The sequence below is a fragment of the Moritella sp. 24 genome, from assembly GCF_018219155.1.
Lineage (GTDB): Bacteria > Pseudomonadota > Gammaproteobacteria > Enterobacterales > Moritellaceae > Moritella.
Genome location: NZ_CP056123.1, coordinates 2,117,433 through 2,129,945 on the forward strand (window position 1 = coordinate 2,117,433; position 12,513 = coordinate 2,129,945).

Here is a 12,513-nt window from a genome sequence, read left to right on the forward strand (position 1 = left end):
CATTTATCCTAGTATCGTTCCCCTTTATAATTCTCCGCTACTCAAATTAAATGATTAATTGACCTTTACTTGGTCTGTTTTTAGACGAATGATCTAAACAAATTTGATCTAGATAACTATTCTGTATTTCTTTATGTATATCTTTCTATGTTTTTCAATATATCCTGTTACAATTGGTTTCATATGAAAGCGACATTGCTTCAATAAAAGAATATTTGTTTATAGTCACATTCACATAAAGCCAACGCTTTTTCTCATCTAGACTATAGATAGAGCACGAAATTTATAAGAATATAAAATATCCCATACGGAGCTATAAGAATGAAAAAGACTAAAATTGTTTGTACAATTGGTCCAAAAACTGAATCAGTAGAGAAACTAACTGAGCTTGTTAACGCTGGCATGAATGTTATGCGTTTAAACTTCTCTCACGGTAACTTTGCTGAGCACTCAGGTCGAATTCAAAATATCCGTCAAGTAAGTGAAAACCTAAATAAAAAAATCGCAGTATTACTGGATACAAAAGGTCCAGAAATTCGCACAATTAAGCTAGAGAATGGTGAAGACGTTATCTTGACCGTTGGTCAGTCATTTACTTTTACAACAGATATTAGTGTTGTCGGTAATAAAGATTGTGTTGCTGTAACTTATGCTGGTTTTGCTAAAGACCTTAATCCTGGCGCAATCATTCTTGTTGATGACGGCTTGATTGAAATGGAAGTAACTGAAACAACAGAAACTGAAGTTAAGTGTAAAGTCTTAAACACAGGTGCACTTGGTGAAAACAAAGGTGTTAACTTACCTAATATTAGCGTAGGTCTACCTGCATTATCTGAAAAAGATAAAGCTGACCTTGCATTTGGTTGTGAGCAAGAAGTTGACTTTGTTGCTGCATCATTCATTCGTAAAGCTGATGATGTCAGAGAAATTCGCGACGTATTATTTAATAATGGCGGCGAAAACATTCAAATTATCTCTAAAATTGAAAACCAAGAAGGTGTAGATAATTTCGATGAGATTCTTGCTGAATCTGACGGTATCATGGTAGCTCGTGGCGATCTAGGTGTTGAGATCCCTGTAGAAGAAGTGATCATGGCACAGAAGATGATGATCAAAAAATGTAATAAAGCAGGTAAAGTTGTAATTACTGCAACACAAATGCTTGATTCAATGATCAGCAACCCACGCCCAACACGTGCAGAAGCAGGCGATGTAGCCAATGCTGTACTTGATGGCACTGATGCTGTAATGCTTTCTGGTGAAACTGCGAAAGGTAAATACCCAGTTGAAGCTGTATCTATCATGGCAAACATCTGTGAACGTACTGATAACTCAATGTCTTCTGACTTGGGTGCAAATATTGTTGCAAAAAGCATGCGTATTACAGAAGCTGTTTGTAAAGGTGCTGTAGAAACAACTGAAAAGTTATGTGCGCCACTGATTGTTGTTGCGACTCGTGGCGGTAAATCAGCTAAATCGGTACGTAAATACTTCCCGAAAGCAAATATCCTAGCGATTACAACTAACGAAAAAGCGGCACAACAGTTATGCTTAACGAAAGGTGTAAGCAGCTGTATCGTTGAACAGATTGATAGCACTGATGAGTTCTATCGTAAAGGTAAAGAACTTGCGTTAGCAACAGGGCTAGCAAAAGAAGGTGATATTGTTGTTATGGTTTCAGGTGCGCTTGTTCCATCTGGTACAACAAATACATCGTCAGTTCACCAACTTTAAGTTGTTAAATTGAAATTTATTTAAAGAGAGCGTATGCTCTCTTTTTTTATGCCTATAATTTATAAGGATTAATAAGCTATATGGAGAGCACTCAACATAAAATTGGTCTGGTACTTTCTGGTGGCGGCGCTAAAGGGATCGCGCACCTTGGTGTATTAAAGTACTTATTAGAGCAGGGGATTAAGCCTAACGTCATTGCTGGTACAAGCGCTGGTTCTATGGTCGGCGCACTTTATTGTTCTGGATTAGAAATTGAAGATATTCTACGATTCTTCATTGATGTTAAACCTTTTTCCTGGAAGTTTACTCGCGCTCGCGCAGGTTTTATTGATCCCGTTAAATTATATCCTGAAGTGTTAAAATACATACCTGAAGATAGTTTTGAACACCTCGATCCTGAATTGCGTATTGTTGCTACTAATATGTTACTGGGAAAAGAGCATATTTTTAAAGATGGCTCAGTCATTAATGCTTTATTGGCATCAGCAAGCTACCCCCTCGTTTTTTCGCCTATGGTTATTGATGATCAAGTATATTCGGATGGCGGTATTGTAAATCACTTTCCAGTGAGCGTGATTGAGGATGACTGTGACAAAATAATCGGTGTCTATGTATCACCGATACGTCAAGTCGAAGCTGAAGAACTATCTAGTATAAAAGACGTGGTATTACGTGCATTTACCTTGCAGGGTAGCGGTGCTGAATTAGAAAAGCTGTCGCAGTGTGATGTGCAAATTTACCCTGAGGCTTTATTGAATTACAACACGTTTGCAACCGATGAAAAATCGTTACGTGAAATTTTCCAAATCGGTTATGAAGCCGCAAAAGATCAACATGATAGTATTATTGAGTTAAAAGAAAGTTTAACTAGCAATAAGTCGACAAAGAATCCATTTGCAAGGTGGTTCGGTCATTAATATTGTTAGCAAATCTTGTGTTATACTCACCAACAATTAATCTTAAATAATTTATCACGGTAAACATGACTCAAATAAATAATCCGCTTCACGGTATGACACTCGAAAAAGTAATTAACAGTCTTGTTGATAAATATGGTTGGGATGGACTTGGCTATTACGTGAATATTCGCTGTTTTACTGAAAACCCAAGTGTTAAGTCTAGCCTTAAATTTTTGCGAAAAACGCCTTGGGCACGTGATAAAGTTGAAGCGCTATATATAAAAATGGTTACTGAAGAATAAACCTTCCTTAATCAGCCTCTTGTTAATACAGTATTCATTGGCAAGAGGTTTACCCCCATAAACGAGTAGATAAATTAAGTAGTTCAGCATCATTTCCCCTTACTCTATTAGACCATCATGCAATTGCGTTGCAAATTAGGTGGACGCTTTAACATTCGCGCATTTAAACATCAGTAAGTCAGTTTTAAAAAGGGATAATAAAGGGATAATGGAGCGTTTAATAAATGCACCCCCGAATAATCGAGAGTACATTATTAATGACAATAACACGGAAGGTTTAAGGTCTGCGAATATAAATCACTGCACGGCGGTTTTCAGCTCTTGCTGCTGTTACATCTTGCGCTGTGCTTAATTCAACTTTAGGTCTTGAATCAGCATAGGCAACGGCTTTTAACTCTTGTTTCTTAACACCTTGCAATGCAAGACGTTTAACAATCGCTACAGCACGCGCACTTGATAACTCCCAGTTTGATGGATAGGTGAGGGTATGGATTGGAATATCATCCGTATGACCTTCTATTTCAACCATCTGGTTCTCAACATTAGAATTGTTGATGACTTCTGCTATCTGATCAATCACTGGTAACATCTGCGATTTTATTTGGGCATCACCAGAACCATAAAGTGCTTTATTAGCAAACTCAATTTTGATTCCTTTCTTATCAACACTGACGTCAGCTAATTCTGCCATGTCATTTTGTTCAAGCACACTCGTAATGTCTTTTTTTAATTCACTAAAAGGCATTGAGGTCTTTGTTGTGCTGGTAATCGATGTAATACCTTGTTCAAGCTCCTGTAAACGACCTTCGTTTACTTCCGATACACTAACCAGAATCACAAAGAACGCTAGCAGTAATGTTATTGCATCACTGTATGTGACTAACCAACCATTATCGTCTTTATCGCTTAATGACGATGAAGCCGGAGGTCTTTTTAATCTCATTTACCTAACTCCGTCATTTTATGTTTAGGCGCGAGATAACAGTTTAATCTGTCCTGAATATACAGGTTATCTTTGTTTTCAGTGATTAACTGTAATCCTGCTGTGATGATCTGACGTTCGAAGAAAATGCGGTGTTGTCTTCTTGCGATTCTAATTGCAGAGGGTTTGAAAAGTAGTTGGGCAAGTAATGTACCATACAGTGTTGTAAGTAACGCGATTGCAAGGCCTTTACCTAGAGCAGCTAAATCACCTGTCATGTTATCTAGCATGATGATTAAACCAATTAGCGTACCGACCATACCAAAACTAGGCGCGTAAGTCGCAAGGGTATTAATGACGTTAACGTGTTCACTTCTGCGTTGAAAATCACTTTCGTTTGTGTCATCAAGCATACCTGCAAGATCTTTCGATTTATAACCTGTACCTAGTAACTCCATTGCGTTGATAATGAAGTCATCTTTTTTCTCTTTCTCAGTCAGGCTATTCTCTAACGCTGTAATACCTTGTTTCTTGTATATGTCATTCCATTCAATAATACGGTTAACAAGTTGCTTGAGTTGTTTATTCTGGTTCTTTTCGTCAAGCAAATTCACCATCATTTCTGCAAATGCGGCCCAGATTAAACGAAATGAATAGCTAATTAATGTGGCACCAAAGCTACCACCAAGTACGATAACTAAACTAAACAAGCTAACAAAAATAAGGTAGTTATCTGTGCTTTGTAAAATAGCGTAAGCAAACAGGCTGATTGCACCTAATATGCCAACGAAAGTACTAATTGAAATCATCGGTTATCCTTTTAAATCATTCATGCTGAAACGACCAGAATTAAGTAATTGTCTTATCGCAATCACAATTTCTTGTTGCGCTTTAGCTACTGTTTCTTGATCAGGTTCTTCAAGCTGTTTGATCTTAAATAGTAAGGCTGATTTTAATTTAACAGGCAGCTCAGTTAATACATGTTGAATTTGTTCTTCTTCTAAAGCGAATAGACCAATTGCGACACTTTTACGTTCAATGTTGCGCAGTGCATCAGCGAGAACAAGTGTCGGAGTATTCAATAAGTCATCAAAGCAGTAGAATTGCTCACGTATCTTCATGTATGTTTCTGGTGAACTTTCTTGAAGCTGTGTTAACAGTGTTTGCTGTTCGTTCACTGGTAGACGATCTAACATACCAAGCAGTAATTCAGTACCATCTGCATTGATATGTTCGAAATCAGGTACCTGTTGTGATTTTTTAGCAAGACGTTGTGCAATTTCGTTAAACGTAGCAACAGGGAAATTATGGAACTGTCCTATTTCTACAGCAACAAGTGCGCGCTCAGTCGGACTTAGCTGCTTTAACACTGCTGTCGATTTTATCTCTTCAAGTTGCGTGAGAACTAATGCTTTAATTCTTGGTTGTTCTTCTTTAATTAACCAAGAAACCTGATTATCACTTAACTTTTGAAGGTAAGAGAATGGTTTGTGTGTAACTGATTGTGCATCATTTTCAATATGCGTAAGCAGTTGCAATAGATCATTGAGGCTCGTAATAAGCGCGGGATAATCTTTCTGTTCTTGTTGAAGATAATTAATGTATTGCGGTATTTCATGCACTAAGTTAGGGAAGATCGATGTGAATATAGAGCGACCCAGTGTTTGATAAGATGCCGCCAGTAGAGGCATGTTTTGCTCGTTCAATGCAATTTGAGCGACCGTTGATTGAATTTTTTCTGGCGATGCTAAGCTTAAACTAATAATACGTTGACGAAGCGCTTGTACATCTTGTTGCTGCTGCATGAGTAATGGTTCAGCAGTAGGTGGAGTGCTTTCGATTTCCGTATTTGGCTCTAATTTATTTTTATTGCGTAATAGTAGAATCAACAACATCAAAATTAAAGCCGCTAATAAAACCATTAACCAGTTTGCCCAATCCTGATACCAAGGAGTAACGGGTTGCTCTTCAAGTTCTTGAGCGATCGCTGCTGTTGGAAAATCAGTTGGTGTGATAGTTAAAGTATCCCCTCTAAACGGGTTGTAGTTTAACTTTTCAGTCAATAAATTTCTCAAGAATACAACTTGTTCGTTATTAGCCGTATTTGTCACTAATAACTTTGTGTGTAGCACTCTTAATTTTTTTTCTGAATCACCACTGTTTGCAAGTTGATTAGCTTGTGCCGCTTGGGTTTCTAATAATTCAGCTTGTTGATTAATGGTTTGTTCCATCGCTGAAATTTGCGCTTGTGCTTGAGCTATTGCAGGATCTACAGTTTTTTCTTCTGACGATCCACGACTTGGCAGTGCAGGTAAATCAAAATCATCCTCAGTATTTGAGCCCGAATTTGTAGGTGTTGGCCCATTTTGTGATGGGTTTACAGCTTGATTAGGTTTATAGCCTGATTGTTGTGGCTCGTTATAACCACTTGGTCCTTGGGCCAAAGGTGTCGTTAACACTTCAGCTCTAATTGAAAGTATAAAGCTATCATTCCCTAAGTAGGCAGCAATATCTCTATTTAGTCTTTCTTCTAACCCCTGGCTTAACTCGAGTGATTCAATTTCATTGGCGATTGCTTGTGGTGCAAGTACAAGTGATACAGCCAATAATGCGGATTTTAAAATATTCATGTTCATCCTTTATTTAGTATCCAAGCGAGTTAATGCTTTCTGAACATCTTCGTATTCAGGATCAAGTTCTAAAGCTTGCTCCCATGCGATTTTAGCCGCCGTATAGTCTTTCATTTTATAGTGCACGCTGCCTTTAAGAGCGTGAGCTTGTGCAAGACTAGGTGCCGCCTTAATTGCTTCTTCGACTTCAGCTAATGCTTCTGGATAATATGTGTCCACTGCAAGCTGTTGAGCTTCAGATAATAAGCGAAGTGCTTTTCCCATGTCTTCAGGAGTTGGTTCTTCTTCATCTAATATATCTTCGAATAGGTCAAGATTATCTTGATTCGCTAACTGGTCTTCGGCATTAATTTCTTCATCTGTTTCCATTTCAAATATAATGTCGCTACCAAGCACATTGAAAGCGACTCTTGATTGATAATTCTGCCCTTGGTGCTCAAGAGTCAAGATACCTAATGGATTACCATCGGCATCTGATGCTGCGACTTTAGGAGCGACCTGTTCAACGTTATTATTTTTAGTGCTACATGCAGTCAGCGTGATCAGCATGCACAGCGTAATTATTCTTTTCATATTCCTAATCCTTAGAAGCGGTAGCCAAGTGTAATGTCGTAGCTTAAGCCACCAAATGTAACTGCGGGTGCATAGCCTGATTTCGAATCAATCTCTATATCATTTTCAGAAATACTGATGATGCCCACTTCTAAGAAGCCATTATCAAGAAAGCTAATCTCTGTGCCTGCTCTAAATGCAACTGCGTGATAGTTATCAAATAACACTTGGCCAATACCGATGTAAGGTTTGAACTTAACTTTCTGGATCCAATCTGGTGCTAAGAAGAAAATACGACCTTCGATATTGACACCGGTTAGGCTAATCGTATCTGTTTTTTCAAGGTTTGTTACGACATCGAAGATAATCGCGTATTCAAGATTTGGTGTTAAGTCTGAAGACTGATAGTTACGTACACCAATTGTGGTGAATTTATCTACTTCTGTCATTGTGCCTGTATTTGTATTTAATCGTTTTGCTTCAAGTCCCCAGGCTCCTAAAGTCACCGCCCAGTTTGATTTTTCAAAGAACTCAATATCCGCTTCTTTTTCGACTGTTTCAGAGATGTTTTTAGTCCATATAACATCCATAGTCTTTGCATTAACAAGCTTTAATTGAACATCATAAACGTCGTCATGAACAGACGCGTCCCACATTAAGAAAGCGTTAGCGCGAATATCTTTAGCCATTGCTTGTAATTCTTTGTTTGTCTCGGCGCTATGTTTAACTCGCACGCTGCCTTTTTTCACATTAACGTATGTTTTGGCACATTGAATGCAAGTTTTCACATTAATGTCATTATCGATAAGGCTGAGAGATAATTTGTTTTCGATTAAACTTAATGTGGTTTTATCTAATTGGTGCTGTAATTTATTGCCGCTATGATATAAGGCAACATTTCTAATATTTTGTTCTGAAAGTTCCCATGGAAGCTCTCCCCAGATGTCTTTACGGTCAAGAAGATTTAAAAACACGAGGTATGATTTACTCGGTGTAATATTTGATGGAGCTAATGTGATTGCAGGTTGTTCTTCATTTATTGCATTTTCAGCTGAGTGACTTAACGGGATATAAGCGGTAAAAATTACAAAAAAAGAAGAGAGGTATAAAAATAATGATTTTTTTATACCAAAAAATGAGCGTGTCATGGAATGCCTTTTATAGTTATGCAGAGTTACACATATAAAACATATTTACATTATTGTTATATATCTATGTTTATACACTTAATTTTTAAGTTAATCATCGCGAATATTAATTGAAAATAATTGTAAATTATAGTGGCTGGGGCTATTAAATATTTTAAATTTGTGGGCTGTATAGGTAAATCGGACTATAAAATGCGAGTAATGCAATATATATCAAATTTTACATTGGGGATGGTATCATTCCAGGAATAAACCTATTTGTATTAAAGGAATTTTATGTCTGCCGTTGTAACCCATCAAGTGCACCCAACAAAGGTGCTATTCAGCCAAGTAATCACAGAGTCTTTAGCTCATATACAATGGCTCGAAAAAACAGATGTCAGTACATACGTTATTGTTGATCAAACGCCATTTCATCCTGTTAGTCACATCTGGCCTGATCATCCTGCAGATAAAGGCTGCCTATTATTAAAAGACGAACAATATGATGTATTAGACTGTTTAACTGGTGCATTTGACGTTGAGAATAACAAATTATATGTCGGAGCTGATATCCCCGTTAAACGTGGCGAAGCAGGTTGGCATTTTGTTGTTGTGCATGAGTTAGCACTTGATACGGCATTAGATATTAATAATGAAGTTAAATTGACCGTTGATAAAAGCTACCAGACAGCACTAAGCCGTGGCCATAGTGCAGGGCATTTAGCTTCATTTGCTTTGAATAAAATACTGGAACAAGACTATTGGCGAAAGGATGCATCGCGAAAAGATGCATTAAATAACCGTGATTTCCATTCTTATGCTCAAACATTCAGCTTGGTTTCTGAAAACAAATCAACTGATAACTACCGTTTAGGCAAGACATTGAAAAAAAGAGGACTTAATGTCGCTGATATGCTGAATGATTTGGATGATATTCAAAACAAAATAAATGATGTGCTTGAAAATTGGGTTGCGACTAAATCACCTGTAGTAATGAGGCGTGAGGGCGATTTGCTTACGGACTCGCGATTTTGGTGTTGTGATCTTGGCAACGGAGAAAACATTATTATGCCTTGCGGTGGATCGCATGTTCAAAGCTTGCTTGAATATAAAAGAATAACGGTCGAGTTAACGGTTAAATCGGAACAAGATTTAGAAATGATTACGACAGCTGATTAATAAAATCTCATCATATTAATAATAAAGGCGCGTTTGCGCCTTTTTACTACCTGTTTAACAACTAATGCTTGATCAAAAACAAAGTAGGTGAGAATGCGATTGGTTATCATTTGGTTTTCGTTGTTACTTGTTTGAGATTAAATTATGATTTTAACACCAACCATGACAGGTATTTCTACGCCTGAACCATTAAAATATGCGTTTACTGTAAAAACAAGTGCGCACTCTGCACGTTCGGGTAGCAGGCCCATCTCGATAACTCAAAGTGAATGGCAACAGTGGTGGTCTATAGAGAGTAATTCAGAAACGAGAGCGCTATATATCCATATCCCATTTTGCAGAAAGCGCTGTAGTTTCTGTAATTTTTTTGAAAATGGGGCTAAGCCAAGCCGTGTTACTGAATATGTGAATGCGCTTTGTCAGCAGCTAACTGACGCTGCTACCACTCAATTTATTACAAGTGTCCCATTTGATACTGTTTATATTGGTGGTGGTACACCAACAGATATGCAAGCTAACGAAATATTACAACTTGCAAATGTGATTCAATCTTTTCCATTGAAAAAAAATGCAGAAATTACCCTCGAAGGGCGTCTAAATGGTTTTACGAATGATAAATTCGACGCGGCGATTGCTGGCGGTATCAATCGTTTTTCCTTTGGTGTGCAAAGTGTGAATACAGAAGTGAGACAAGCTGCAGGACGATTTGATGATGAGCAAACGATACTACAACGTTTGTCTGAGCTTGCACAGCATCCGACTGCCACGATAGTTGCCGATCTTATCTTTGGATTACCAGGACAAACATTCGATATATGGACGCATGATGTCGAAGCGATTATTAATACAGGTATTCATGGTGTCGATCTTTATCAATTAATTAACTTATCAGGGTCGCGTATGGATAACGCAGATAAAAAAGGAAAGTCTATAGAGAGAGCAGATAGTCAAGCACGATCAATGATGTATGCACAAGGCGCTGCACTGTTAGAAAAGAATGGATGGGAACGCTTATCTAATTGCCATTGGCGCAGTGATAAACGTGAAAAAAGCTTATATAACACACTAGCAAAACAAGGCGTTGAAATTGTCCCTTTTGGTGCGGGCGCGGGCGGTAGTATTAATGGCCATGGTGTAATGAATGGACGAGATCTATCAGCTTGGCACGACGCGATTAAAGCGGATGTAAAAGTACCTGGCATGATCATGTCTATAAATGAAAAGAACCATGTAGATAAAATCATTAAGAAGGGACTTGATGGGGGTACGCTAGGCTTAGCTGAATTTTCAATACCATTACGCAGGCATTTACAGCCATTATTCATTAAGTGGCAAGAGAATGGGTTAGCTGAATTAGAAGACGATAAATTATATTTGACGTTAGCAGGGCGCTTTTGGAGTGTAAATATGCAGGCTGGGTTGTTTGAGTATTTAGCGACAAATCCTTTACTGGCTAAGGTCGCTTAATATATGAATGCAAAGGCACTGAATATGCCTTTGCATTATGTCTTTTAAGCACTGATACCGGCATGATAGCCAGGTACACGAAATAGCTTACGGCATAAATCAAGAAATTGACCGTAAAATACCCCAACAAAGCAAGATACAACAGCGTTACTTGATACTGCTGTTACTATCTGTGCGAAATCAGCCCCCACAGACAATAGAATTAATGCATAAACTGGTGATTGGAAAGATACATAAGCAAACGTATCACCAAATTGTTTTGTTAGTTTACTCTTAACTAATTTAGCGCTGCTCTTAATAATAAAGTCACGATATAAACCATATGGGTAAGCAATGGCAATATTCACTGGAATTGAAACCATACGAGAAGCTAAAGATTGTTGAAACGACATCCCAGAGACAAAAATCTCAATCAACATGCCCACAACAAAACTAAATACTACCATTGCGAATGTGTCAGCTGCGGCATTACGGACGCAGAAAGGGGCTTTAACTTGCACTTGCTTATCTCCAACTAGGTTAATATCGTGTTTAAATCGTCTTGTTCATTACTTATAAACTGGATGTTTAGATATAAGTAGAATATGTGCGTATTAAATCACGTATTAAGTAGTTTTAATCGCTGAATTTAAGTTTGTTTTTAAGTTTTTTGTGTATTTAATACTGGGAATGAATGAAAAACAGAGCGTAAATGCTGAGGAATATAAAACGTGGAACGAATTAATGTGACAAGCTTCAAATTACCGACCAAAACTAACGGTCGGCATCTCGTAAATTGTAATTATTTGTTGACAGAGTGGTCAACCAATTATGTTGTTAAGGTGATTTCATAGCTTGTAAATTTACGCATGTTTATCACGCCTGTATCAAAAAACAGGTATTGACCTTTAATACCTTGTAATACACCAGTCACAACAGGCTCTTTATCGAAGTTGTGTGAAATGATTTTTGTTGGATGTTCAGTAACAGGGTAGTTAATCGTCACAATGTCTTCTTCAAGCTCTTCAATTGCATCTAAGCCGTACATCATTTCTATATTACCTAACTGTTCTTCGATAAGAGGCATTAGACGTGCTGCTTCAGCTTTTAAATCGATATCAGCGTTTTCGCCTTTCAGCATTGCGCGCCAATTGGTTTTATCACCGATGAATTCTGCAAGTGCAGTTTCAACTAATCCAGATATCAATCTTGTTTTAACTTTAAATATAGGTAAGCCCTGAGTCGCGCCTTGATCAATCCAACGTGTGGGCAATTGAGTGTGGCGAGTAATACCGACTTTTAATGCAGAGGTGTTAGAAAGGTAAACATAATGATCTGTCATACAAAAGTCATCAGCCCACTCTGGCTGACGGCAAGTACCGTGTTCATAATGGCACGTTTCTGGTTTCATAATGCACATGTCACAACTTGCTAGTTTACGTGTACAAACGAAGCAGTGGCCTTGTGAATAGCTTTTCTTGGTTTTTTTTCCGCAGCTCAAGCAATGTATGTTGCCTGTGTGTGTCATTGTAATTGATTTACCGATAAATTCATTTAACGGAATAAGCGTATCGTCGAGTGGTAATTGGTAACTCACACTGCTATCTGCATTTAGAGTTGAAACCATTTTACTGATATGGCCGGTGTATGACATTTTATGATATTCCATTGCTCGTGAAATTATAGAGGCTGTCGTTATTTGATAAATTGCGTATTTAT

12 protein-coding genes are annotated in these 12,513 nt (G+C 37.8%); 5 read left to right on the forward strand and 7 right to left on the reverse strand.

Annotated features, from left to right (window positions below; all coding sequences use genetic code 11):
• The first annotated feature begins 321 nt into the window (after window positions 1-321).
• From pykF to HWV00_RS09550, 3 genes are all read left to right on the forward strand, one after another.
• Complete coding sequence (pykF, locus tag HWV00_RS09540; RefSeq protein WP_211685936.1) at window positions 322-1,734, forward strand: pyruvate kinase PykF; 1,413 nt, start codon at window positions 322-324, stop codon at window positions 1,732-1,734.
• An 80-nt stretch (window positions 1,735-1,814) separates the two neighbouring features.
• A complete protein-coding gene (locus HWV00_RS09545; RefSeq protein ID WP_211685939.1) occupies window positions 1,815-2,651 on the forward strand; it encodes a patatin-like phospholipase family protein in 837 nt (278 codons plus the stop codon).
• 65 nt (window positions 2,652-2,716) lie between these two features.
• The gene (locus HWV00_RS09550; protein WP_211685941.1) at window positions 2,717-2,935 is read left to right on the forward strand and encodes a VF530 family DNA-binding protein; all 219 of its coding nucleotides are present in this window, start codon (window positions 2,717-2,719) and stop codon (window positions 2,933-2,935) included.
• 277 nt (window positions 2,936-3,212) lie between these two features.
• On the opposite strand, the gene HWV00_RS09555 is transcribed toward HWV00_RS09550, so the two are convergent.
• The 5 genes from HWV00_RS09555 to HWV00_RS09575 are packed head-to-tail and all read right to left on the reverse strand — an operon-like array spanning window position 3,213 to window position 8,187.
• Window positions 3,213-3,878 carry an OmpA family protein gene (locus tag HWV00_RS09555; RefSeq protein WP_211685942.1) on the reverse strand — a complete coding sequence of 222 codons (666 nt, stop codon included), beginning with the start codon at window positions 3,876-3,878 and terminating at the stop codon, window positions 3,213-3,215.
• Window positions 3,875-4,666 (reverse strand): motility protein A, encoded by a 792-nt coding sequence (locus tag HWV00_RS09560; protein WP_211685945.1) that lies wholly within the window; start codon window positions 4,664-4,666, stop codon window positions 3,875-3,877. Before HWV00_RS09560 ends, HWV00_RS09555 begins: the two co-directional genes overlap by 4 nt.
• 3 nt (window positions 4,667-4,669) lie before the next feature.
• A complete protein-coding gene (locus HWV00_RS09565; RefSeq protein WP_211685947.1) occupies window positions 4,670-6,487 on the reverse strand; it encodes a FliG C-terminal domain-containing protein in 1,818 nt (605 codons plus the stop codon).
• A gap of 9 nt (window positions 6,488-6,496) precedes the next feature.
• Window positions 6,497-7,060, reverse strand: coding sequence for a tetratricopeptide repeat protein (locus HWV00_RS09570; protein ID WP_211685949.1), 564 nt, complete (start codon window positions 7,058-7,060; stop codon window positions 6,497-6,499).
• Window positions 7,061-7,071: 11 nt separating this feature from the next.
• A complete protein-coding gene (locus tag HWV00_RS09575; protein WP_211685951.1) occupies window positions 7,072-8,187 on the reverse strand; it encodes a hypothetical protein in 1,116 nt (371 codons plus the stop codon).
• A gap of 276 nt (window positions 8,188-8,463) precedes the next feature.
• Here HWV00_RS09575 and HWV00_RS09580 point away from each other — a divergent pair, with 276 nt between their 5' ends.
• Window positions 8,464-9,348, forward strand: coding sequence for an alanyl-tRNA editing protein (locus HWV00_RS09580; protein ID WP_211685953.1), 885 nt, complete (start codon window positions 8,464-8,466; stop codon window positions 9,346-9,348).
• 144 nt (window positions 9,349-9,492) lie between these two features.
• Window positions 9,493-10,815, forward strand: a complete 1,323-nt coding sequence (gene hutW / locus HWV00_RS09585; protein WP_211685955.1) for a heme anaerobic degradation radical SAM methyltransferase ChuW/HutW — start codon at window positions 9,493-9,495, stop codon at window positions 10,813-10,815.
• 44 nt (window positions 10,816-10,859) lie between these two features.
• Here the strand turns inward: hutW and HWV00_RS09590 are convergent, their stop codons facing one another.
• Window positions 10,860-11,315 carry an L-alanine exporter AlaE gene (locus tag HWV00_RS09590; protein WP_211685957.1) on the reverse strand — a complete coding sequence of 152 codons (456 nt, stop codon included), beginning with the start codon at window positions 11,313-11,315 and terminating at the stop codon, window positions 10,860-10,862.
• 308 nt (window positions 11,316-11,623) lie between these two features.
• A complete protein-coding gene (locus HWV00_RS09595) occupies window positions 11,624-12,448 on the reverse strand; it encodes a DUF2797 domain-containing protein (protein WP_211685958.1) in 825 nt (274 codons plus the stop codon).
• Window positions 12,449-12,513: the final 65 nt, after the last annotated feature.